The 22,022-nt window shown below is 69.6% G+C and carries 22 protein-coding genes; 11 read left to right on the forward strand and 11 right to left on the reverse strand.

Going from position 1 to position 22,022, the window contains the following annotated elements:
* Positions 1–39: 39 nt before the first annotated feature.
* Complete coding sequence (locus VF106_RS12130; protein ID WP_330839747.1) at positions 40–420, forward strand: hypothetical protein; 381 nt, start codon at positions 40–42, stop codon at positions 418–420.
* On the opposite strand, the gene VF106_RS12135 is transcribed toward VF106_RS12130, so the two are convergent.
* From VF106_RS12135 to VF106_RS12165, 7 genes are all read right to left on the reverse strand, one after another.
* The gene (locus tag VF106_RS12135) at positions 401–838 is read right to left on the reverse strand and encodes a nuclear transport factor 2 family protein (RefSeq protein ID WP_330839748.1); all 438 of its coding nucleotides are present in this window, start codon (positions 836–838) and stop codon (positions 401–403) included. The two genes, VF106_RS12130 and VF106_RS12135, sit on opposite strands and share 20 nt — an antisense overlap.
* The gene (locus tag VF106_RS12140) at positions 835–1,701 is read right to left on the reverse strand and encodes a TIGR03619 family F420-dependent LLM class oxidoreductase (RefSeq protein ID WP_330839749.1); all 867 of its coding nucleotides are present in this window, start codon (positions 1,699–1,701) and stop codon (positions 835–837) included. The genes VF106_RS12135 and VF106_RS12140 overlap by 4 nt, the downstream gene beginning before the upstream one ends.
* Positions 1,698–2,852 carry a thiolase family protein gene (locus VF106_RS12145; protein ID WP_330839750.1) on the reverse strand — a complete coding sequence of 385 codons (1,155 nt, stop codon included), beginning with the start codon at positions 2,850–2,852 and terminating at the stop codon, positions 1,698–1,700. The genes VF106_RS12140 and VF106_RS12145 overlap by 4 nt, the downstream gene beginning before the upstream one ends.
* Positions 2,853–2,854: 2 nt before the next feature.
* On the reverse strand, positions 2,855–3,895 hold the full coding sequence (locus VF106_RS12150; RefSeq protein WP_330839751.1) for a thiolase family protein: 1,041 nt from the start codon (positions 3,893–3,895) through the stop codon (positions 2,855–2,857).
* Positions 3,892–4,827 carry a Zn-ribbon domain-containing OB-fold protein gene (locus tag VF106_RS12155; RefSeq protein WP_330839752.1) on the reverse strand — a complete coding sequence of 312 codons (936 nt, stop codon included), beginning with the start codon at positions 4,825–4,827 and terminating at the stop codon, positions 3,892–3,894. Before VF106_RS12155 ends, VF106_RS12150 begins: the two co-directional genes overlap by 4 nt.
* 45 nt (positions 4,828–4,872) lie before the next feature.
* Positions 4,873–5,037, reverse strand: a complete 165-nt coding sequence (locus VF106_RS12160) for a hypothetical protein (RefSeq protein ID WP_330839753.1) — start codon at positions 5,035–5,037, stop codon at positions 4,873–4,875.
* Positions 5,038–5,128: 91 nt separating this feature from the next.
* Positions 5,129–5,467, reverse strand: a complete 339-nt coding sequence (locus tag VF106_RS12165; RefSeq protein WP_330839754.1) for a DUF6247 family protein — start codon at positions 5,465–5,467, stop codon at positions 5,129–5,131.
* A gap of 87 nt (positions 5,468–5,554) precedes the next feature.
* On the opposite strand from VF106_RS12165, the gene VF106_RS12170 reads away from it, so the two are divergent.
* Complete coding sequence (locus VF106_RS12170) at positions 5,555–6,595, forward strand: LLM class F420-dependent oxidoreductase (protein ID WP_330839755.1); 1,041 nt, start codon at positions 5,555–5,557, stop codon at positions 6,593–6,595.
* A gap of 21 nt (positions 6,596–6,616) precedes the next feature.
* A complete protein-coding gene (locus tag VF106_RS12175; RefSeq protein ID WP_330839756.1) occupies positions 6,617–8,155 on the forward strand; it encodes an acyl-CoA synthetase in 1,539 nt (512 codons plus the stop codon).
* A gap of 847 nt (positions 8,156–9,002) precedes the next feature.
* Here the strand turns inward: VF106_RS12175 and VF106_RS12180 are convergent.
* Positions 9,003–9,773, reverse strand: coding sequence for a crotonase/enoyl-CoA hydratase family protein (locus VF106_RS12180; RefSeq protein ID WP_330839757.1), 771 nt, complete (start codon positions 9,771–9,773; stop codon positions 9,003–9,005).
* 57 nt (positions 9,774–9,830) lie between these two features.
* Here VF106_RS12180 and VF106_RS12185 point away from each other — a divergent pair, with 57 nt between their 5' ends.
* Genes VF106_RS12185 through VF106_RS12195 form a run of 3 tightly spaced genes read left to right on the forward strand, consistent with a single transcriptional unit; the run spans position 9,831 to position 13,110 of the window.
* On the forward strand, positions 9,831–11,456 hold the full coding sequence (locus VF106_RS12185; protein WP_330839758.1) for an acyl-CoA synthetase: 1,626 nt from the start codon (positions 9,831–9,833) through the stop codon (positions 11,454–11,456).
* Positions 11,457–11,476: 20 nt separating this feature from the next.
* Positions 11,477–12,580 carry an NAD(P)H-dependent flavin oxidoreductase gene (locus VF106_RS12190; RefSeq protein WP_330839759.1) on the forward strand — a complete coding sequence of 368 codons (1,104 nt, stop codon included), beginning with the start codon at positions 11,477–11,479 and terminating at the stop codon, positions 12,578–12,580.
* A complete protein-coding gene (locus VF106_RS12195) occupies positions 12,580–13,110 on the forward strand; it encodes an NUDIX domain-containing protein (protein ID WP_330839819.1) in 531 nt (176 codons plus the stop codon). The genes VF106_RS12190 and VF106_RS12195 overlap by 1 nt, the downstream gene beginning before the upstream one ends.
* Here the strand turns inward: VF106_RS12195 and VF106_RS12200 are convergent.
* Together VF106_RS12200 and VF106_RS12205 are read right to left on the reverse strand one after the other, a co-directional pair.
* Positions 13,052–14,416, reverse strand: coding sequence for a sensor histidine kinase (locus VF106_RS12200; RefSeq protein WP_330839760.1), 1,365 nt, complete (start codon positions 14,414–14,416; stop codon positions 13,052–13,054). The two genes, VF106_RS12195 and VF106_RS12200, sit on opposite strands and share 59 nt — an antisense overlap.
* Positions 14,417–14,451: 35 nt before the next feature.
* Positions 14,452–15,138: a winged helix-turn-helix domain-containing protein gene (locus tag VF106_RS12205; RefSeq protein ID WP_330839761.1), complete on the reverse strand. Its 687-nt coding sequence runs from the start codon at positions 15,136–15,138 to the stop codon at positions 14,452–14,454.
* A gap of 90 nt (positions 15,139–15,228) precedes the next feature.
* Here VF106_RS12205 and VF106_RS12210 point away from each other — a divergent pair, with 90 nt between their 5' ends.
* From VF106_RS12210 to VF106_RS12230, 5 genes are all read left to right on the forward strand, one after another.
* Complete coding sequence (locus VF106_RS12210; RefSeq protein ID WP_330839762.1) at positions 15,229–18,915, forward strand: S8 family serine peptidase; 3,687 nt, start codon at positions 15,229–15,231, stop codon at positions 18,913–18,915.
* Between the two features lie 67 nt (positions 18,916–18,982).
* Positions 18,983–19,507 carry an NUDIX domain-containing protein gene (locus VF106_RS12215; RefSeq protein WP_330839763.1) on the forward strand — a complete coding sequence of 175 codons (525 nt, stop codon included), beginning with the start codon at positions 18,983–18,985 and terminating at the stop codon, positions 19,505–19,507.
* Positions 19,508–19,585: 78 nt separating this feature from the next.
* On the forward strand, positions 19,586–20,137 hold the full coding sequence (locus VF106_RS12220; RefSeq protein WP_330839764.1) for a DUF998 domain-containing protein: 552 nt from the start codon (positions 19,586–19,588) through the stop codon (positions 20,135–20,137).
* Between the two features lie 8 nt (positions 20,138–20,145).
* Complete coding sequence (locus VF106_RS12225; RefSeq protein ID WP_330839765.1) at positions 20,146–21,132, forward strand: sensor histidine kinase; 987 nt, start codon at positions 20,146–20,148, stop codon at positions 21,130–21,132.
* Positions 21,129–21,779 carry a response regulator gene (locus tag VF106_RS12230; RefSeq protein ID WP_330839766.1) on the forward strand — a complete coding sequence of 217 codons (651 nt, stop codon included), beginning with the start codon at positions 21,129–21,131 and terminating at the stop codon, positions 21,777–21,779. Before VF106_RS12225 ends, VF106_RS12230 begins: the two co-directional genes overlap by 4 nt.
* Before the next feature lie 36 nt (positions 21,780–21,815).
* Here the strand turns inward: VF106_RS12230 and VF106_RS12235 are convergent, their stop codons facing one another.
* On the reverse strand, positions 21,816–22,019 hold the full coding sequence (locus VF106_RS12235; RefSeq protein ID WP_330839767.1) for a DUF5302 domain-containing protein: 204 nt from the start codon (positions 22,017–22,019) through the stop codon (positions 21,816–21,818).
* Between the last annotated feature and the right edge of the window lie 3 nt (positions 22,020–22,022).

Raw genomic sequence — 22,022 nt, forward strand, 5'->3', positions numbered from 1 at the left:
AGGCAGGTGGCCGCCCAGCCGACCAGGCAGGCTGGGCGGATGGTTCGTCGCTTTCCCACCGCGGTCGCCGTCGTCGCCGGCGTGCTGACCGCGTGCGCCGGACCCAACCCAGCGGCTCATTTCTGCGACGACTACGGCAAAGCGGTCAGCGCACTCTACTCAGCGGCAGGCAACTACGCCGCCGCGCCGGCCGAGTTCTCCACCGTCGTCGACACCACGATGGACAAGCTGTCCCGGATTCGCGCGGGCGCGCCCAACGACGAACTACGGAGAGCGTTCGACTCCGCGTACTTCTCACTGACCGTGTTCAGTGAGGACGCCGTGCTCGCGGACTTCCTCGCCCGCACCGACTTCAACCAGGACGACGTGGTGAAGGCCTGCGCGGACTACGGGATCGAGCTCACGCCTGCCGCAGAGTAGCCATCGCGCGCTCGGTCTCCCAGAACGCGCGCAGCGACACAACCAGCCCGTCCTCGTTCACCCGGTACACGAACACACCCTCGGTGTCCACAATGGCCCCACCGGGCAGGAACGCCGTGATGGTGCCGACGTTCGCGACCTCGTTGCCCGCGGCGAACGAGTCCCGGATGTCGAAGGCGAACCGTTCGGCCTTGGCGATCGCCATGTCCCAGAACGCGGAGATCGCCTCCTTGCCGCGGTGGCCGTCGCCCGTCGGGTCGAACATGGACACCCCGACCGGGTCCTCGATCACGGCGTCGTCGGCGAACAACGCGAGCCATTCCTCCTTGGCGCCGCGGGTCACCGCGTCCATCGACCTGCGCGACGCGCTGCGTGCCGGATGCGTGGCCTCCGGGCCACTCCAGGTGATCGCCGTCATACCTTCCCCATGATCTCGTCGGCGAACCGCTTCATGCCGTCCTTCTTGGCCTGCAGCGGTCCGTCGAGGCCGACGCCGTAGAACACCCACGGCACCACGATCGCGTCCGTGACGCCGATCTCGGCCTGCTTGCGGTAACCGTCCACACCGAACCGGTCGATGCAGACCGCCTGGATCTCGAACGGACCGGTGCGGTCGTGGTCGGCGCGCAGCTTGCCGAGCCGGTCGATGACGTCACGCAGGTCGTCGAACTTGATCATCGCGGACGTCCACCCGTCACCGACGCGGGCCGCGCGCCGCAGGGCGGCGTCGGTGTGCCCGCCGACGTACACCGGCACGGGTTCGGCCGGCGCCGGGCTCATCGTCAGACGGTCGAAGTCGTAGTACTTCCCGTGGTACTCCACCATTCCGCCGCCGAGGATGAGCTTGAGCACGTCGATCGCCTCGTCGGCGCGGGCGCCGCGGTGGTCGAACTCCCCGCCGCACCAACGGGTTTCCTCCGGCGACCAACCCAGCCCGACCCCAAGGCCGAAGCGGTTGCCGGTGAGCACGGCCACCGAACCGATCTGCCTCGCCAGCAGCACCGGATTGCGCGGGTTGAGCTTCAACACCTGCGTGTAGAAACGGATCCGGGACGTCACCGCACCCATGGCGGCAGCCGCGACGAACGGGTCCGCCCACGGCGTCTCCTCATCCCAGAACCGGCTGCCGTCCGGAGTGTACGGATACTTCGCGGACGCTTCTTCGGAGTAGAACAGGGAGTCCGGCAAGGCGATCGACGAGTAGCCGCACTCCTCAGCCGTCCGCGCCAGCTCGCCGAGCTGGTCAAGCGGACTCATGGCGACGCCAACAGTGAACTTCATGGTTTTTCAGCTCCCACGACCCACATCGAGAAGTACTGCGAACCGCCGCCGTACGCGTGGCCGACGGCGATGCGTGCGCCGTCCACCTGGTGCTCGCCGGCCCGGCCCATCACCTGCATGGCGGCCTCGCCGAACCGCAGCATTCCCGACGCGCCAATGGGGTTGGACGACATGACGCCTCCGGACGGGTTGATCGGAAGGCGCCCGCCGATCTCGGTCTCGCCGGACTCGGTGAGCTTCCAGCCCTGGCCCTCCTCCACGAAACCCAGGTTCTCCAACCACATCGGCTCGAACCACGAGAACGGCACGTACAGCTCCGCCGCGTCCACTTGCGACAGCGGGTCGGTGATCCCCGCGTCCCGCCACAACGCCGCCGCCGCGTCCTTCCCGGCCTGCGGGTTGACCTGGTCACGCCCGGCGAACGTGGTCGGCTCGGTGCGCATGGCGGTGGCGTGGATCCACGCCGCGGTGCGTCCCTGGGCGGCGTTCTCGTCGCCGAGCACGATCGCGCACGCCCCGTCCGACGACGGGCACGTCTCGTCGTAGCGGATGGGGTCCCACAGCATCGCCGACGCCTGCACCGACTCGAGCGTGATGTCCGGTTGTCGCAGGTGGGCGTACTGGTTCTTCGCACCGTTGCGGCGGTCCTTGACGGCCACGAGCGCGCCGACGTGTTTCGGCGCACCGGAACGGCGGATGTAGGACCGCACGTGGGGCGCGAAGTAGCCGCCCGCGCCGGCGCCGACCGGCATGTGGAACGGCACCGCGATCGACAGCGCCCACATCGCGTTGGACTCGGACTGCTTCTCGAACGCCACGGCCAGCACGCGCGAGTGCTCACCGCCGTGGATCAGGCTCGCAGCGACATTGGCGGTCGAGCCGCCGACCGACCCCGCCGTGTGCACGCGCAGCAAGGGTTTTCCGGTCGCGCCGATGGCGTCCGCGAGCATCAGCTCGGGCATCATGACGCCTTCGAACAGGTCAGGCGCCTTACCGAGCACCACCGCGTCGATGTCGTCGAACGTGAGCTCGGCGTCCGCGAGCGCGCGGTCGATGGCCTCGCGGCACAGCCCGCCGATGGTCACGTCGAGCCGTTTGCTGCGGTGGTGGGTCTGGCCGACACCCAGGACGGCGGCGCGTTGCTTAGCCATTTCTAGTCGGCCTCCAGTACACACACGAGGTTCTGCTGGAGCGCGGGCCCGCTGGTCGCGTGGGCGAGCGCGCGTTCCCCGGGCTTCAAGCGGGTGGCCGCCTCCCCGATGCGGGCCAGTCCGGCCGCGAACATCGGGTTGCCGGCGAGCGGTCCGCCGGACGGGTTGAGCACGACCTCGTCACCGAGCCCAAGTGCCTGCCGTAGCAGGATTTCCTGGTGCGTGAAGGGCGCGTGTAGCTCGGCGAGCGCGATCCCGTCGGCGTTCGCGGCCTTCGCCGCGGCCACTGTGGACGGCGAGGCCGTGAGGTCGCGGGCGCCGAGGCTCGCCGACTCGACGCGGTGCTGGATGCTCGTGATCCGCGCCGGCTGCTCGCAGAGATCCTTTGCGCGATCGGCTGTGGCGAGGACGACGACGGCGGCGCCGTCCGTGATCGGTGCGCAGTCGTGCTTGCGCAACGGGTCGGCGACGTACGGACGTCCCAGCAGCTCGTCGACCGTGACCTGCTCGTAGATCTGGGCGGCCGGGTTGGCGGCCCGGCTGCGGGCGGCGACCTCGGCCATGTCACGCTCGGTCCACAGCCCGGCGTCGAGGCCGAGCCGGGCCTGGAGTCCGGCGATGCTGACCGCGTCCGGCCACAGTGGACCGACCGTGTACGGGTCGAGCTGCAGTGCCAGCACCCGGCGCAGCTGCCCGGCCGACGACTTCCCGAACCCGTAGACGAGCGCGGTGTCGACCTCACCGGTGCGGATCTTGACCCACGCCTCGTACAGCGCCCAGGCGGCGTCCGCCTCCACGTGGGACTCGTGGATCGGCGGGAACGCCCCGATGGCGTCCACGGCGGCAATGAACGAGAACGCCCGACCGGCAAGATAGTCCGACGACCCGGAACACCAGAACCCGATGTCCTTCTTGGACAGTCCGATTCGGTCCAGCGCTTCCTTCATGGTGGGCACGAGCATCTCGACACCGTTGGTGGTGCCGTGGGTCTCGCGGACGTTGGGCGCCTGTGCGAAGGAGACGATCGAGACGTCGATGCTCATAGGTGACCCGCGTAGCTGTCGTAGGGTGCGTCCGGCTCGCCGGTGGGCCGGAAGTGGTCGATGTTCTGGAGGGTGGTGCCCCACTCGTCGCGTGGTTTCCACACCGCCTCGACACGCATGCCCATCCGCACGTCTTGCGCCGCGCAACCGAGGACCAGGTGGAGGAAGGCGATGTCGGCGCCGTCGAGGAGGATGTAGGCGGCCACGTAAGGAGGTTTGATGCGCTGCCCGAGGAAGGGCACGTTGACGATGCAGAACGTGGTGACTATCCCGCGGTCGGGAAGCTCCACGTCCTCCTCGGTGGGCACGCCGTCGGTCGGGCAGGCGCCCCGCGGCGGGATGTAGACCTTGCGGCAGACCGGACAGCGCTGCCCGAGCAGCCGGCCCTCCGCCAACCCGCGCAGGTACAGGCTCTCCTCGGGGGAGGCCGAGTGCATGTAGTGCAGGTTGATGGGGGTCGTGATCATGGTGAGTTCGTCGGCAGGCCGCGGTTCGGTTTCGGGTGCGTCGGGCGCGAAACACTCGATGTCGCGGATCCCGTTGCCGCCCTCCTCGGCCCACCGCGCACGCACCCGCATGCCGGTGTGCACGTCCTGCGCGTCCACGGCGTGCAACATGGGCGTGTCAGCCCCGTCGAGCAGGATGAACGCCCACGCGAACGGATGCTGGAGTGGTTGTCCCGCAAGAGGTTCCGGCTGCCAACACCACGTGGTGACGGTCCCGGTGTGCGCCAACTCGATCAGTTCGGTGAGTGGCTCGCTGGTGACGGGGTCGTACTCCGGCGGCGGTACGTGCACACGGCCGTCGGAGCCACGCGCTCCGAAGATCCGCCGCTGAGCGAGCCCGGTGACGAACCGACTCAAGGTCGGCCCGAGTGACCGGGTGTAGTCGAACCCGATGTCGAGCGGAGCAGACAACGGTGCCTGGGTCACCCCCAGAGTGAAACACGTTCTACTTTGGCGAGCAAGTGTCGCTGCTCAGCCGACCCAGATCACCTCGAGCACATCCACAAGGAGTTGATCGTCCAGGATCAGGTAGATCACCAGGCCCTGCCGGTCGGCTTCGAAAGGAAGTTGGCGGACTGCGGCCTTGGGGTTGTCTTCGTTATGGGGGAGGCCATGCCACGGGACGAGTTCGAGCACGCCGAGGACCTGGGCGTAGTGCTCCAGGGCGTCGTCGGGGAGTGCTGCTATCTGATCCAGAGCCGTGTGGTCGGTCCGGACTCGGTACACGCTATCGGCCCAGCCGCTCCGCTATGAGTTCCTTGATGTCTTCGAGCGGGACCGAGTCGGGCGGTTCTTCTCCGGTGCGTAGCCGCTCTTCTGCCCGCGCGAGCATCTCTCGGTAGCCGTTGTGGCCGAGATACGTGGTGATCATGGCGCGGCGTCGCCAACTGTCCAGGATCCGGTACACGCAGTCCAGTTCTAACGACTCGGCCGCTTCCTTCAGCGCGTTCCGCCACTGCCGATCGAAGTCGGCCTGCTCCTCCGGCACGATCGCAGCCCTGACCTCCTTGGGAGAGGCCTCCCTGAAGTCGATCGACCTGGGTGGTGCGACGGGTTCCGCTGCCATGGGTCCAGCTTAGTCGCCAGGCGCGAAAATGGCCTTGTATCGAACGGGTGATCTAGTTCGAGTTGGAACACGTTCTACTATGCGCGTATGAAGCTTGGACTGCAGCTCGGGTACTGGGGCGCCGGTATGCCGGCCAACGCGGCGGAGATGGTCGCCGTCGCTGACGAGGTCGGGTTCGACTCCGTGTTCACCGCCGAGTCGTGGGGGTCGGACGTCTTCACGCCGCTGGCCTGGTGGGGGTCGGCGACGCGGAACGTGCGGCTCGGCACGGCCGTCGCGCAGTTGTCGGCTCGTACGCCGACCGCCGTCGCGATGGCCGCGCTCACCCTCGACCACCTGTCCGGTGGGCGGGCCATCCTGGGGCTGGGCGTGTCCGGTCCGCAGGTCGTCGAGGGGTGGTACGGCGCGCCGTTCGGCAAGCCGCTCGGGCGCACCCGCGAGTACGTCGACGTCGTGCGGCAGGTCCTCGCGCGTGAGGCGCCGGTCATCAACGATGGGCCGCACTACCCGCTGCCCTACACCGGGCCCGGCGCCGACGGGCTCGGCCGGCCGCTCAAGCCGATCACGCACCCGCTGCGCAAGGACCTGCCCATCTGGCTCGGCGCGGAGGGGCCGAAGAACGTCGCGCTCACCGCCGAGATCGCCGACGGCTGGCTCGCGATCTTCTTCACCGAGAAGCTCGCCGACCAGTACAACTCCTGGCTCGACGAGGGCTTCGCCCGGCCCGGCGCACGGCGGTCGCGGGCGGACTTCGAGGTCGCCGCCAGTGTGACGGTCCGGGTCACCGACGACGCGCCGGCCGAGTTCGACCGGCTCCGGCCGGTCCTCGCGCTCTACGCGGGCGGGATGGGCGCCGAGCAGAAGAACTTCCACGCGGACCTGTTGCGCCGCATGGGGTACGGCGAGGTGGTCGACGAGGTCACCGCGCTCTTCCGGTCCGGGCGCAAGGCCGAGGCGGCGGCCGTGGTGCCCGACGAGCTGATCCGGGACATCGCCATCATCGGCAACGCCGAGCAGGTCCGGACGCAGGTCAAGCAGTGGGCAGACCGCGGCGTGACGATGCTGATGGTCAGTCCGAGGACCGTCGAGGAGGCGCGCACGCTCGCGGAGGTCCTTGCCGAGAACTGAAACACGTTCTAGATTGGTTCGGTGGCCTCCATCGGACTGTGGAACATCGCCCGTGAGCAACCGGAACGGACCGCGGTCGTCGACCCGGACGGCCGGCAGGTGACCTACGCCGAAATGGCCGCCGCGGCCGACAGGTACGGCCGCGGCTTCCAGGCGATGGGTCTCGAACCGGGTGACGCGGTCGTCCTGTTGCTGCCCAACGGCATCGATCTCGTGTCCGTCTACTTTGGTGCGTACCAGACCGGCCTGTACGTCGTGATGGCCAACTGGCACCTGGTCGGTGCGGAAGTCGCGTACCTCATCGAGGACAGCGGCGCGAAGGCGTTCATCGTGCACGAACGTTTCGCCGAGACCGCGTCGGACGCGTTGGCGCGCACCGGTGTCCGGGGTTTCGCGGTCGGCGAGGTACCTGGGTTCACGCCGCTCGACGAGCTGGGCAAGGGCGAGACCGGCCGCCCGGACGAGCGGACCGCCGGCTCGCCGATGCTGTACACGTCGGGCACGACCGGTCGGCCCAAGGGCGTGCGGCGCCCGCTGACCGGCGCGAACCCCGACGAGGTCCCGCCGATGACCACATGGTTCTTCGGGATCTTCGGGCTCGGCCCGTTCGGTGACCACGTGCACCTCTGCGGCTCGCCCATGTACCACACGGCCGTGCTGAACTTCGTCGCGCACTCCGTCCAGTTGGGACACACGGCCGTGCTGATGGATCGCTGGCGGCCGGAGGAGATGCTGCGGCTGATCGAGAAGTACCGCGTGACCCACAGCCACATGGTGCCGACACAGTTCCACCGGCTGCTCGAACTGCCGGAGGACGTGCGCGAACGCTACGACGTCTCCTCGCTGCGCTGCATGATCCACGGCGCGGCGCCGTGCCCGCAGGAGGTCAAGCGGCGCATGCTGGACTGGTGGGGCCCGGTGGTCGTCGAGTACTACGCGGCCACCGAGGGCGGCGGCACGACGATCATGGCCGACGAGTGGCTGCAGAAACCGGGTTCGGTGGGCCGCCCGTGGCCGGGTTCGGTGGTCAAGGTGCTCGACGACGCGGGCGAGGAGGTGCCACCCGGCACCCCGGGGCTCGTGTACATGCGGATGGGCACCTCGAACTTCTCGTACCACAAGGACGAGGAGAAGACGAAGGCCGCGCGCGTCGGCGACCTGTTCACGTTGGGGGACATCGGATACCTCGACGAGGACGGGTACCTGTTCCTGTGCGACCGCAAGGCCGACATGATCATCTCCGGCGGGGTGAACATCTACCCGGCGGAGATCGAGAACACGCTCGCGGTGCACGAGAAGGTCGCGGACGTCGCGGTTTTCGGGGTGCCGAACCCGGACTGGGGCGAGGAGATCAAGGCGGTCGTGCGGCCCGCCGACGGGATCGCGCCGGGCGACGAGCTGACAACCGAGCTGCTCGCGTTCGCCACGGAGCGGCTCGCCAAGTTCAAGCTGCCCCGCTCCATCGACTACGTCGACGAACTACCCCGCGACCCGAACGGCAAGCTGTACAAACGAAAGCTTCGCGACCCGTACTGGGCCGACCAGGAACGCGCCATCTGACCGGACAAGCCAGACCCGGCCCAGTGCTTTGACTGCCTGCGCCGGCTCCGACGCGAGGGCCGACCGCTGTGATTAGGCGCGTTCGGCACGGCGGCGCTGCTGTGAAAGGCGCGTTGGCTCGTCCACCCCAGATCCACCGATGATCATGCCGCCCGCGCGAGGTTCTGTGGCTCCGCGGGCGAAGCCCGCTTCGCGGGCAGTGTCCGCGTGCCGAAGGACGCCTGCCACCGGCGATGTCTCGAAAAGACGCTTTCGGGTCATTGAATGTCATCAGCGCGTCTTTCGAGACATCGGTGATGCCCCGAACGCGTCTTTCGGGACCCGCGAAGCGCCTGACCAGGCCCACAACTCTCGGGATGTGCGACATCCCGACAAGATCATCGGCGGATCTGGGTCCACCGCTAGGAACGCGCCGGTCACCACACCGCGTGTGTGGTGACCGCGCCTTTCGCAGCGAGACCCGGCGAACCGCGGCGGTGACGCCACTGAGGTCCGCGCCGCTTGTGAAACCGGCGGCCTCCGGCCCCCGGTTTCCAGCGTACCGGGCACCACCGACAATCCCGGCCGCTCCGGCTGCCGCCTGTGGACAACCTGCGCGTGTCCAACACACTGAACCCGCGTGTCCAACCACACCGACCGGTGAGTTCAACAGTCATGCACGTGACTGAATTGTTGAACTCACCGGTCCAGATTGTTGGACACGCGGGTCTGGAGTGTTGGACACGCGCGGGGTGTGGATGACCTCGGGCTACGGCGGCGGGAATGTCGGTGGGTTGCCGTAGGCTGGAAACCGGGGGGCCGGAGGCCGGTCCCCGGTGGTTCGGCCGGCCCGGCCGGCCGGGTGGGGCTACTTGCCTTCGAAGTTTGGCTTTCGTTTTTCTGCGAAGGCTTTTGGGCCTTCCTTTGCGTCGGCGCTGCGGAAGACCGCCATGCCGTTGCGGGCGTCGATCTCGAAGGCCTCGTTTTCCGGTAGGCCTTCCGTCTCGCGGATCGTGCGGAGCATCGCCTGTACCGCCAAGGGGCCGTTCGCCGCGATCGTGTGGGCGATCTCCATGGCCTTCGGCAACGCTTCGCCGTCTGGGACCACGTGGCCGATCAGGCCCATCTGGAGTGCCTCGTCCGCTCGGAGGTGTCGGCCGGTCAGCAGTACGTCCATTGCCAGCGTGTACGGGATCTGACGGGGTAGCCGCACGGCCGAGCCGCCCAGTGGGTACAGGCCCCACCGTGCCTCCGAGACGCCGAAGCGGGCACTCGAACCGGCCACGCGGATGTCCGTGGCCTGCAGGATCTCCGTGCCGCCCGCGATGGCGGGGCCCTCGACGGCCGCGATGAGGGGCTTGGTCAGGCGGCGGCCCTTCAGCAGCGGCTCGATCCTCGCCGCGTCGAAGGACGACTCGCCCGGGTGGTTGGCGGTCATCGCCTTCAGGTCGGCGCCCGCGCAGAACGCGCCGCCCGCGCCGGTCAGGATGCAGCAGCGGATGGACTCGTCCTCGTCCACGCGGTCCCACGCCTCGCGCATGATCTTGAGCATCTCGGAGGACAGTGCGTTTCTGGCCTCCGGGCGGTTCATCGTCACGATCAGCACGTGCTCGTCCTGCTCGACTAGGCAGTCCGCCATCAATTCACCTCCGAGAAGGGCATTGCCAGGAACGATAACACGTTCTAGTTTAGTCCCGTGGCCCTCAACATCGCGGACCTCTTCGAGCATGCAGTCGACGCTTTTCCGGACCGGGTCGCGATCGCGTGCGGCGACCGCACGGCGACCTACGCCGAGCTGGAAGGGCGTGCCAACCAACTGGCCCATCACCTGGCCGAACAGGGTATCGGGCACGGCAACCACGTCGGGTTCTACACGCGCAACTCCATCGAGGCGATCGAGACGTTGCTCGCCGTGTACAAACTGCGCGCGGTGCCGGTTAACGTGAACTACCGCTATGTCGAGAACGAGTTGCGATATCTGTTCGACAACGCCGATCTCGTCGCGGTCGTCCACGAACGGCGCTACTCCGACAAGGTGACCGCGGTCCTGCCGGACACGCCGGGTGTCCGGCACACGATCGTCATCGAGGACGGCACCGACCTGGAGTCCGGGAGCGTCGAGTACGAGGCCGCGCTCGCGGCCCAGCGGACCGACCGGGACTTCGACGAACGCAGCCCCGACGACATCTACATCCTGTTCACCGGCGGCACCACCGGCTTCCCCAAGGGCGTCATGTGGCGCCACGAGGACGTCTGGCGCACGCTCGGCGGCGGCATCGACTTCTACACCGGCGAGCACCTGGCCGACGAGTGGACGCAGTCGGAGAAGGGCAAGGAGTCCGGCGGCATGACCCGGCTCCCGTGCGCGCCGCTGATCCACGGCGCGGCCCAGTGGGCGACGCTGCCCTCGCTGTTCGCCGGCGACAAGGTGGTCCTGCTGCCGCAGTTCGACGCGCACGAGGTGTGGAAGGCGGTCGAACGGCACAAGGTCCAGGTGATGACGATCGTCGGCGACGCGATGGCGCGGCCGCTGCTCGAGGCGCTCCGCGAGGGCGGCTACGACGTCTCCTCGGTCTTCGCGTTCTCGAGCCACGCCGCGCTGTTCTCGCCGTCGGTGAAGGAGCAGTTCCTCGAGGTGCTGCCACCGAACGCGGTGATCACCGACGCCATCGGCTCGTCGGAGTCCGGCTTCCAGGGCATCGGCCTGATCCTCAAGGGCACCAAGGTGGACTCCAGCCTGCCCAGGGTGAAGAGCGGCCCCAAGACCATCGTGATCAACGACGACAACCAGAAGACCGCGCCGGGTGAGGTCGGCTGGCTCGCGCGTGGCGGGCACGTGCCGGTCGGCTACTACAAGGACCCGGAGAAGACCGCGACGATCTTCCGTGAGGTCGACGGCGAGCGGTACGTGGTGGCCGGCGACTACGCCCGGTTGGAGGAGGACGGCACGATCACGTTGCTGGGCCGGGGAAACGTCTCGATCAACACCGGCGGCGAGAAGGTGTTCCCCGAGGAGGTCGAGGCGGCGCTGAAGTCCCACCCGGACGTGTACGACGCGCTCGTGGTCGGTGTGCCGGACGAGCGGCTCGGGCAGCGGGTCGCGGCGCTCGTGCAGCCGTGGGAGGGTCGCGAGATCGACTTCGCGGCACTCGACGCGCACGTGCGCGGGCACGTCGCCGGGTACAAGACGCCACGCAGCGTCTGGACCGTCGAGCAGATCGGCCGCGCGCCGAGCGGAAAACCCGACTATCCCTGGGCGAAGAAGTACGCGGAAGAGAACGAACCGGCGTGGAAGGCGGCCAATGTCGCTGCGGGAGCGTAGTGAAGGAGGCGGCTGGGCGGATGAGCGCAGCGACCAATTCAACACTGTCTGAGAAGTTTGGCATCCAGTACCCGATCTTCGGGTTCACGCCGTCGGAACACGTCGCCGCGGCCATCAGCCGGGCAGGTGGGCTCGGTGTGCTCGGTTGCGTCCGGTTCAACGACCCGGCCGACCTCGACGCCGCGCTGGACTACATGGACGAGAACACCGACGGCAAACCGTACGGTGTGGACATCGTCATGCCGGCCAAGATCCCGACCGAGGGCACGTCGACGGACCTGTCCGCGCTCGTTCCCGAGGGACACAAGGACTTCGTCGAGCGAACGCTGCTGAAGCTCGGTGTGCCGCCATTGTCGGGGGACGAGGCGAACAGCGCGGGTGTCCTCGGCTGGCTGCACTCCGTCGCACGGTCGCATGTGGACGTCGCGTTGGGACACCGCATCTCGTTGATCGCCAACGCGCTTGGCTCCCCGCCGGTCGACGTGATCGAGCAGGCGCACGAGCACGGCGTGCCGGTCGCCGCCCTGGCCGGCACCGCGGCCCACGCACGACGGCACGTCGACAACGGCGTGGACATCGTGGTGGCGCAAGGCTACGAGGCCGGCGGGCACACCGGTGAGATCGCGTCGATGGTGCTCGTCCCGGAGGTGGTCGACGCGGTCGGCGACCAGGTGCCGGTGCTGGCCGCCGGCGGTATCGGCAGCGGCCGCCAGGTGCTGGCGGCACATGCTCTCGGCGCGTCCGGCGTGTGGATGGGCTCGTACTGGCTCACCACGGCGGAGTACCAGCTCGGTGACAGTCCAATTCAGACCGCGTTGGTGCGGGCCAGCTCCAGCGACACCGTGCGTGCCCGCATCTACACGGGCAAGCCGGCCCGTCTGCTGAAGAACAAGTGGACGCAGGCGTGGACCGAGCCGGACGCGCCAGAGCCGTTGCCGATGCCGCTGCAGAACCTGCTCGTCGGCGAGGCGCACCTGCGCATGATGCGTGGCGGCGACCCCGACGTCGTCGCGATGCCGGTCGGGCAGATCGTCGGTCGCATGAACGAGGTCCGCCCGGTCGCCGAGGTGATGGCGAGCCTGCTGACCGAGATCGAGGAGGCACGCGCCAGACTGAAGGTGTGATCCGGACTGTTTCTTCGAAGGTCGTGTACGAGAACCCGTGGATGACGCTGCGTGAGGACGAGATCGAGTTCGAGGACGGCTCGCGCGGCATCTACTCGGTGCTCGACAAACCCGACTTCGCGCTGGTCATACCGATGGAGAACGACGGTTTCCACCTGGTGGAGGAGTACCGGTACCCGCTCGGTGAGCGCCGGTGGCAGTTCCCCCAGGGCGCCTTCCCACAGGGCGTGACCGGCACGCCGGAGGAACTGGGCGCCGCGGAACTGGAGGAGGAGACGGGGTTCAAGGCCGGCCGGCTGGAACAGCTCGGCTACCTCAACACCGCGCACGGCATCACCAACCAGAGCTACCACGTGTTCCTGGCGACCGAGTTGACGCCGGGCGAGCCGCGCCGCGAGGTGACCGAGCAGGACATGCGGCAGGAGTGGTTCCCCCGCAAGGACGTGGAGCGCATGTTCCGCGACGGCGTCATCACGGACGACTCGTCGCTGGCCGCCTATCTGCTTCTGCGGATGCGCGCGGAAGAGTGAGCGTGAACACGGCGCCGCCCTCGTTGTGCACCTCGAGCCGGCCGCCGTGGACGAGCGCGTTCTCCCGTGCGATGGCAAGGCCCAGCCCGCTGCTCAGACTGGACGTGCGGGACCGGTCGCCGCGGACGAAGCGGTCGAACAGGATCGGCATGAGATCCGCCGGCACGCCGGGGCCGCAGTCGGCGAACCGGACGGTCACCCCCTCCGGCGCGGTCGTGTCGATCGTGACGGTGACCGGTTCGGCGCCGTGCCGTTTGGCGTTCACGAGCAGGTTGCAGGCAATGGTGTGCAGCCGCCGCGGGTCTGCGGTCACGGTCGCGTCCCCGACGACCGTCGCGCTGCTGGCGCTGACCTCCACCGCGTCCATCAGCAGTGCACGGAGGTCGACCGGCTCTGGCCGGAAGTCGGCCACACCAGCGTCGAAACGGGAGATCTCCAGCAGGTCCTCGACCAGCCGCGCGAGCCGGCGGGTCTGGGTGCCGAGCAGCCGTGCGGACCGGGCCCGCGCCTCCGGGTCGGCGTCCGCCAGGCTGTCGACCACCGCGATCATCGCCGCCACCGGTGTGCGCAGGTCGTGGGTGACGTCGGCGATGAACCGCCGCTGCTGCTCGATCGACGCGCCGAGCCTGCCGGCCATCGTGTTGAACGAGCGGGTGAGGTCAGCCAGCTCGTCCCGCCCGCGCACCCGGAGGCGGATGTCCAGCTCGCCCTGGCCCAGACGGCGTGCGGCGGCCGCGACCCGGCGCACCGGCCGCTGGATGCCACTCGCGGCGAGCAGCGCCGCGACCAGGCCGACGACCGTGACGCCCAGGGCGATCGCCGCGAGGTCGCGCTGCAGCACGGTGAGCTCCTGTCGCATCGCGGCCAGGTCGTAGTACTCGATGAGCACGATGTCGGGCGGGATGACCGCGACGAACGCCAGCACCGGTGGGCCCGCGACGGCGGGCAGTTCGGCGCTGGCCTTCCCGGTCCGGAAGGCCTCGTTGATCAGCTCGGTCGGCAGGTCGTCGGAGATCCGCTTCAGCGGCGCGGACATCGAGGAAAAGCCCGTCGCCGTCCTGTCGGCCTGCGGAGAGGACGTCGTCGCGAGGTCGTACAGCACCCAGTCGATGCCGCGCCTGCCGTTCATGTAGTCGGCGGCGGCCTGGAACGCGTCCGTTGCTCCCACGGCGATGTCCCGCACCTGGGCGAGGTCCGAGGTGAAGCCCGCGTTCGCCGACGCGGTGAAGCGACCCTCGATCGTGCTGGTCTGCAGGCGGTACGCGGCGATGCCCATCCCGGCTGCGGTGGTGATCGTGATGAGCACGATCACGAGCGTGATCCGTGTGCGCAGCCCGGGTCTCACGGCTGGGCCAGGCGGTAGCCGAGCCCGCGCACGGTCCGCAGGATCGACGGGTTGGCGGGGTCGTCCTCGATCTTGGCGCGGAGCCTCGCCACGGTGGCGTCCACGATCCGGGAGTCGCCGACGTAGCCGTAGTCCCACACCTGCTTGAGCAAGGCCTGCCTGCTCAGCACCTGACCCGGATGCCGGGCGAACTCGAGGAGCAGCCGCAGTTCGGTGGCCGTGAGGTGCAGTTCGGCGCCGTTCCTGGTCACGAGCATCGCGGCACTGTCGATCGCCAGCGCGCCGACCCGCAGAGCCGGCTCACGCGTCGGCGTCGGGACCACCCTGCGCAGCACCGCCTTCATCCGCGCGTCGATGATCCGCGGCTCGGACGGCTTGATCACGTAGTCGTCCGCGCCGCCTTCCAGCCCGACGACCACGTCGATCGGATCGCCTCGGGCGGTCAGGAGGAGCACGGGCACCATGCTCTTCGCCCGGACACGGCGGCAGACCTCGAAACCGTCGATGCCGGGCAGCATCACGTCGAGCAGCACGACATCGATGGCGGGACCGGGGCCGAACAACGTGTCCAGCGCCTGCTCACCGGTGCTGGCCACCCGGATCTCGTGGCCAAGCCCGCCGAGCCCGACCGAGAGCGCCTCGGCCAACGCGTCGTCGTCCTCGACCAGAAGAACTCGCGGCATGACCGCACGATAGCCGTTGTCGTGATCTTGTCACGAAATCCGCACACGACGCGGACGGTGGCCGAACCTGTGCGTGTCACGGTGAGGTGCATGAGAAAGAGATCGCCATGGGTCGGCGCCATGCTCGCCGCGGCCGCCGCGTTCCTGTTGGTCGGACCACCCGGCGGCACACCATCTCGAGCCGCGCCGTCCGGCGACGGTCCAGGGCAGGCGGCGCGGAGCTGGGTCACGCTGATCACCGGTGACCGGGTCTCGGTGGGAACGACCGGGCTGCGGGTCGAACCGGCCCGACGCGCGCGACCCGTGCCCTTCCAGGAGTTCACGCGGGACGGCGACAGTTACGTCGTGCCGGCGGACGCGGCCGGTCTGATCCAGTCCGGACTGTTGGACCGCGAACTGTTCAACGTCACCGGTCTGGTCCGCCAGGGCTACGACGATGCGCACACCAAAGCCGTGCCGCTGCTGGTGCAGTACGCGGATCGCGCGGCGGTCACCCGCGCCGCGCCGCCGGCCGGCACCACCGTGCGGCGGGCGCTTCCGGACTTCGCCATGGCGGCCCTCGACACACAGAAGACCGACACGGCCCAGTTCTGGGCCGGACTGGCCGCCGGTCAGCAGATGAGGTCCGCCGGTGTGCGGAAGGTGTGGCTCAACGGCAAGGTGCACGCGAGCCTCGACGAGAGCGTGCCGCAGATCGGCGCCCCGACGGCGTGGGAGAGCGGTCTGACCGGCCGCGGCGTGCGTGTCGCGGTGCTGGACACGGGCATCGACACCGACCACCCCGACCTGGCCGGCAAGGTCGACCTCAGCAAGGACTTCTCCGGCAAGGGCTCGGTCGAGGACGGCGCCGGGCACGGCACGCACGTCGCGTCCACGATCGTCGGATCGGGCGCGGCGTCACAGGGCAGGTACAAGGGCGTCGCGCCGGACGCCACGCTCGCGGTCGGCAAGGTGCTCGACGACACCGGTAGCGGCAGCTTCGACAGCATCATCGCCGGCATGGAGTGGGCGGCCGCCGAGACGGACGCGAAGGTCGTGAACATGAGCCTCGGCGGTGTGGCGGGCACCGACGGCACGGATCCGTTGTCGGCCGCGGCGAACACGCTGACCAAGGAGTACGGCACGCTGTTCGTGGTCGCCGCGGGCAACTTCGGTCAGGACGGGTCGGTGGCCGCGCCGGCGGCGGCCGACGCCGCGCTCGCCGTGGCCAGTGTGACCAAACAGGACACTCTGAGTCGCTTCTCCAGCAGGGGTCCCCGCGGTGGCGACGGCGCCGTCAAGCCGGAGATCGCGGCGCCGGGCGACGGGATCGTGGCCGCCAGGCCGGACGGTGTCGCGCCGGAGGGCGAGCCGGTCGGCGACGCCTACCAACGACTGTCCGGCACGTCGATGGCCTCGCCCCACATGGCGGGCGCGGCGGCGATCGTGGCGCAGCAGCACCCGGACTGGACACCGGACCGGCTCAAGGACGCCTTGGTGAGCAGTGCCGTCGCGATCGACGGCGCCGGACCGTTCGGCGTCGGCGCTGGCCGGGTGGACCTCGCCCGCGCCACGCGCACGTCGGTCGTCGCGACCGGCGCCGTCTCGGCCTTCCTGCCGTGGCCGAACGTCGGCGCCCAGAAGAAGCAGACCGTCACCTGGCAGAACGCCGGCACGGAACCGGTGACCCTCGACCTGAGCGCCGGACTGACCGGCACCGACGGTCAGCCGGCCCCGGCCGGACTGTTCGCGCTGTCCGCGCGGAGCGTCACCGTGCCGGCCGGCGACAGCGCGTCGGTCGAGATCACCGTGACCGCACAGGACGGCAAGCCGGGCACCTACTCCGGCGTGCTCACCGCCACCGGCGGCTCGGTCACCACCCGAACCGCGTTGTCGGTGCGCCAGGAGGAGGAGATGTACGACGTCACGATCACCGCGGTCGATCGCGACGGCGCTCCCGCGCAGCACGTCTCGGTGGCGATCCTCAACCTGGACACCGCCCACTCCGTGCAGGGCGGGTCGGAGACGTACCGGTTGCCGCGCGGTCGGTACGTCGTGAACGGCGTCATCCTGACCCCCCGTCAGGGCGGTGAGCCCTCGTACACCCTCATCACCTATCCGGAACTCGTCCTCGACGCCGACACGACCCAGGTACTGGACGCCCGGACCGGCGCCCGGTTCTCGGCCGAGCCGGACAACGCCGCGGCACGCGGAGGCACGTACAACCTCACGGCACTGAACAAACTCCGCGTCTGTGACTGCGCGGCCGCCTTCTCCCTCGACGTCGACCCGCGTTTCCACGAGACGTTCGCGGCGACGGTGCCCGGCACGAGGTCGGACACCTTCGCGATGGGCCAGGCACGGCGGGCGGTCGAGCCGACGCTGGTGCTCAGCGCGGACGACGGGCAGCGGTTCGAGATCCGGGCCGACTGGCTCGAAGAGCCGGCCCCGGCCGGCACCGTGACGACGCCCGCGGTGTACGGCGGCAGCGGTACACCGGAGGAACTGGCCGAGATCGACGCCGGCGGCCGGATGGTGGTGCTCGACCTGCCCGTGGGGATGGACTACACCGACATCGTCGAGCGTGTCGCCAACGTCAAGGCCGCGGGCGGGACCCTCGCCATGCTGAGTTTCACCAGCGAGGTCATGAGCGCGGCGTTGCGCGGCGGCGGGGAACCCCCGGCGTTGGCCCTGCCGGTCATGTTCAGCGTGAACAGTGAGACAGCGGCGCGGTTCGTCCGCTACGTCAGGGCCGGAGGCGCGGCGGCGACGTATGTCAGCAGGCCGATGTCCACCCTCCGCTACGAGCTGGGCTACGGGGTCGAGGGACAGGTCACGACGCCGCAGGTGCACCGGCCGAAGACCCGTGACCTGGCGGAGGTGCGCACCGCGTACCACGACAACGCCCCAGCCAAGGTCGGTTACGCCGCGTCTCCGCACTTCTTCGGCCGTTCCTTCGGCACCGGTTGGAGCGAGTTCGCGGCGTCGGGGCAGGTGCGCAAGGAGTACTTCACGCCGGGCACCTGGGATCTCCACTGGAGCTCGGCCTGGCGAGGAAGCCTCGGCGACACGCGGGAGTTCACGGCCGGAAAGCGCAACGAGATCTCGTGGAACAAGGCGGTCGCGGGTCCGTCGCTGCGTGGGCTCACCCAGGTCTACTCCGGCGAGGGGTGGCGGCCGTGGGCGTGGCGCAAGGACGGTGTGTTCGACATGGCGCTGCCGATGTTCGGCGACTCCGCCGGCCGGCCGCGTCTGCTTGGTCCCATGGAGGGTGTCACCGGGTCGATCAGCCTCTACCGGGACGGCACGCTCGTGAAGAGTGAGCCGGATCCGAGTTTTGCCAGCATCCCGGTGCCGGCGGAGGACGGGGCCTACCGGCTGGTCGCCGAGAGCACCCGCGCCGACGACCCCAACTGGCCACTGTGGACGACGGTGAACGCGGAGTGGACCTTCCGTTCGTCGAATGTCGGCGACGCCAAGGCGTTGCCGCTGCTGACCGCCCGGTTCGACCCCGCGGTCGGCGTCGACAACCGGGCGCCGGGCGGTCGGAGGTTCTCGTTCCCCGCCTATGTCGAGCGGCAGGACGGCGCGGCCACCGTCACCGCGTTCTCGGCCGAGGTGTCCTATGACGACGGTCGCACCTGGCAACCGACCACCACCCGGCGAAGTGGTGACCACTGGACGGTCGGTGTCAACCACCCGGCGACCGGCTACGCGTCGCTGCGGGCCACGGCGACCGACTCGGCCGGCAACACCGTGCGACAGACCGTTCTGCGGGCCTACCAGATCGGCGGCTGACCGACCGGACACGCCCCGGGGGATGTGCCTGCTGTCCCCCGGGGCGTTTTTCTGGGCTAATGCCCGGATGAAGACACTGTCCTCCCGAGTCGTGTACGAGAACCCGTGGCTGACACTGCGCGAAGACCAGGTGCTGCGTGCCGACGGGTCACAGGGCCTCTACTCGGTGGTCGACGCCCACGACTTCGCCGTGGTGGTGCCGTTCGAGAACGACGGGTTCCACCTGGTCGAGCAGTACCGGTACCCGGTCGGGGCCAGGTCGTGGGAGTTCCCGTCCGGCTCCTTCCCGGCCGGCGTGACAGGCACTTCGGAACAACTCGCGGCGGCGGAACTGGCGGAGGAGACGGGGTTCACGGCAGGCAGGCTCGAGCGGCTCGGTCACCTCAACCCGGCCAACGCCATGACGGGCCAGAGCTGCCACGTGTTCCTGGCGACCGACCTGACGCCGGGCGAACCGCACCGGGAGCCGACCGAGCAGGACATGCGGCAGGAGTGGTTCCCCCGCAAGGAAATGGAGCGCATGCTCCGCGACGGCGTGATCGCCGACGGCCCGACGCTCGCGGCCTATCTCCTGTTCACGATGCGGGCCTGACGTACACCAATTGGTGTACCCCGAGGTGCGTCGGTTGGTACGACGCGCCGAAACCGCCTGCCGGACAGGCTTTCCGGCATGATCCTCGTCTACCTCGGCGTGGCGACCTCGCTCGCCGCGCTCCTGCTCGTCGACCTGCTCAACCTCGACCACCCGGTGCTGTACCCGGCCGCGCACATGGCGAGCTACTTCGTCCACGCGCGGGCCGGGTGGCTCGTCACGGTCCTCATCCTGGCCGGCGCCGTGGCCGCGTTCGCGCTGCTGCCCCACCTGCGCCGCCGCGCCGCGGTCGCGGTGTTCGGGGCCGGGCTGGTGGTCGCCGGGCTCGTGCCGACCCAGCCGTACGGGCAGTGGGACGACCAGTCCCTCGCCACGCTGGTGCACGGCATCGGCGGCTGGGCCGCGTTCGTCGCCATCCCGGTCGCGGCGTGGCGGTTGCGGCGGGACGTGCCCGCCTGGCCAGGGCTGGTGGCGGCCGTACTCGTCGTGCTGCTCGCCGTCGGGACCGTCGAGGTCATGGGGGACGGGCCGGACCACCTCGGTCACGTGGCGGGCCTGGTCGAGCGGCTGCTCCTGGTCGCCGAGCTCGGCTGGCTCGTGCTGGCCGCGCGGACGCTGCGGCGGACATGATGCGCACCATGCGACTCGACCTGGCGCTCGCCGCCCTGACCTCGGTGGCCGTGCTCACGGGCGCCGCGATCACCGGCGACTTCTCCCACGGCGGCACGGTCCCGCTCGCCACCTGGCTCGGGGTGCTGCTGCTCGCGCGGCGGCGCTGGCCGGTCCTGGTACTGGCCGGCTCGGTGGTGGTGCTCTGCGGCTTCGGCGGCACCGACCTGGGCACGCCCGGCTGGGTGTGGCCGGCGACCGTGGCGTACGTGACGGTCGTGCTCGCCGGCCAGTACCGGTGGGCGCTCGGGCTCGGCGTGGTCAACATCGCCGCCATGACGCCGTTCGTGCCGTCGCAGGCGTGGCTGGGCGTCGAGGCGCTGTGGCTCGCGCTGGCGATGGTCGGCGCGTACGCCTACACCGAGCGGTCCCGGCACCGGGTGACCGAGGAACGGCTGGCCATCGCCCGGGAGCTGCATGACGTGGTGGCACACACGCTGGCCGTCGTCGGCATCCACCTCAACGTGGCCGTCGACACGCTCGACGAGGACCCGGGACAGGCGCGGGAGGCGCTGCGGCTGGCGCAGTCGGTGCGTGGGCAGGCCATGGCGGACCTGCGGTCGCTGATCGGCACGCTTCGCGCCGAGCCGCACCCGGACGACGCCCCCGACCTGGCCGAACTGGTCACACGGACGTCGGCGACCGGGCTGCCGGTGCGGTTGGCGGGCGACCTGGCCGGGCTGCCGACGCCGGTCGCGCTGGCCGCCTACCGGGTGGTGCAGGAGGGGCTCACGAACGTGCTCAAGCACGCCGGAGCGTCGGCCGCGACGGTGACGGTCACGCGGGAGACGGCGGCGGTGACGGTGTCCGTAGTGGACGACGGTTCCGGTTTGCCCACCGCGCCGGGGGGACATGGGATCGCCGGCATGCGTGAGCGTGTGGAAGCCCTCGGCGGGATCCTGAGGGCCGGGCCGAACGGCTACGGGTTCGAGCTGACCGCGAGACTGCCCCTGTGACCATCACCGTGTTGCTCGCCGACGATCAGGCGCTCGTCCGGGCCGGCTTCCGCAGTCTGCTGCGGCGTGAGCCGTTCCGGGTGGTCGGGGAGGCGTCGACCGGCGACGAGGCCGTGCGGACGGCACGGACGCTGACCCCGGACGTCGTGCTCATGGACATCCGGATGCCGGGCATGGACGGGATCGCCGCGACGGCACGGATCGTGGCCGAACAGCCGAGGTGCCGAGTGATCATCCTCACCACGTTCGAGACCGACGAGCACGTGTTCGCGGCGCTTCGTGCTGGAGCAAGCGGTTTCCTCACCAAGGAGGTCGAGCCGAGGGACCTGCGCACGGCCATCGAGGCGGTGGCGTCGGGGGAGGCGCTGCTGTCACCGAGCGTGACCCGCCGGGTGGTCAGTTCCTTCGTCGGACGGCCGGCGCCACGGGCCGTGCCGGCGCCGGCCACGCTGACCGCCAGGGAGCTGGAGGTCGTTGGCCTCGTGGCCAGCGGCCTTGACAACGCGGCCGTCGCGGAACGGCTGGTCATCAGCCCGCTCACGGCCAAGACGCACGTGACACGGGTGCTCGGGAAGCTCGGGCTACGGGATCGCGTACAGCTGGTGATCTGGGCGTACGAGACGGGGCTCGTACAGCCGGGAACATGAAGGGGCCGACCACACGGTCGGCCCCTATGGCAGTGATCAGCCGCTCTTGCGGCGGAACGTGCGCTTCGCGGCGGCGGGGCCGTGGGCGTGGTCCACCTTGGAACGCGAGTCCGCGTGTTCCTGGCCCTGGCGGTTGCTCGCCTGCTTGCGCTCCAGCGCCGCGCGGAAGGCGGCCTTCACATCCTCCTGCGGTGTCTCTGTCTCGGTCTCAGGAGATGTGGGTTCCGGTGTGTCAGGCATGAC

It is taken from the genome of Actinophytocola sp., assembly GCF_036378875.1.
Taxonomy (GTDB): domain Bacteria; phylum Actinomycetota; class Actinomycetes; order Mycobacteriales; family Pseudonocardiaceae; genus Actinophytocola.

What these genes read in the sequence shown, in the direction of transcription:
- VF106_RS12130 (WP_330839747.1), top strand. Translation starts at nt 40, where the DNA reads ATGGTTCGTCGCTTTCCCACCGCGGTCGCCGTCGTCGCCGGCGTGCTG.
- VF106_RS12135 (WP_330839748.1), bottom strand. Translation starts at nt 838, where the DNA reads ATGACGGCGATCACCTGGAGTGGCCCGGAGGCCACGCATCCGGCACGC.
- VF106_RS12140 (WP_330839749.1), bottom strand. Translation starts at nt 1,701, where the DNA reads ATGAAGTTCACTGTTGGCGTCGCCATGAGTCCGCTTGACCAGCTCGGC.
- VF106_RS12145 (WP_330839750.1), bottom strand. Translation starts at nt 2,852, where the DNA reads ATGGCTAAGCAACGCGCCGCCGTCCTGGGTGTCGGCCAGACCCACCAC.
- VF106_RS12150 (WP_330839751.1), bottom strand. Translation starts at nt 3,895, where the DNA reads ATGAGCATCGACGTCTCGATCGTCTCCTTCGCACAGGCGCCCAACGTC.
- VF106_RS12165 (WP_330839754.1), bottom strand. Translation starts at nt 5,467, where the DNA reads ATGGCAGCGGAACCCGTCGCACCACCCAGGTCGATCGACTTCAGGGAG.
- VF106_RS12170 (WP_330839755.1), top strand. Translation starts at nt 5,555, where the DNA reads ATGAAGCTTGGACTGCAGCTCGGGTACTGGGGCGCCGGTATGCCGGCC.
- VF106_RS12180 (WP_330839757.1), bottom strand. Translation starts at nt 9,773, where the DNA reads ATGGCGGACTGCCTAGTCGAGCAGGACGAGCACGTGCTGATCGTGACG.
- VF106_RS12190 (WP_330839759.1), top strand. Translation starts at nt 11,477, where the DNA reads ATGAGCGCAGCGACCAATTCAACACTGTCTGAGAAGTTTGGCATCCAG.
- VF106_RS12205 (WP_330839761.1), bottom strand. Translation starts at nt 15,138, where the DNA reads ATGCCGCGAGTTCTTCTGGTCGAGGACGACGACGCGTTGGCCGAGGCG.
- VF106_RS12210 (WP_330839762.1), top strand. Translation starts at nt 15,229, where the DNA reads ATGAGAAAGAGATCGCCATGGGTCGGCGCCATGCTCGCCGCGGCCGCC.
- VF106_RS12215 (WP_330839763.1), top strand. Translation starts at nt 18,983, where the DNA reads ATGAAGACACTGTCCTCCCGAGTCGTGTACGAGAACCCGTGGCTGACA.
- VF106_RS12220 (WP_330839764.1), top strand. Translation starts at nt 19,586, where the DNA reads ATGATCCTCGTCTACCTCGGCGTGGCGACCTCGCTCGCCGCGCTCCTG.
- VF106_RS12225 (WP_330839765.1), top strand. Translation starts at nt 20,146, where the DNA reads ATGCGACTCGACCTGGCGCTCGCCGCCCTGACCTCGGTGGCCGTGCTC.
- VF106_RS12235 (WP_330839767.1), bottom strand. Translation starts at nt 22,019, where the DNA reads ATGCCTGACACACCGGAACCCACATCTCCTGAGACCGAGACAGAGACA.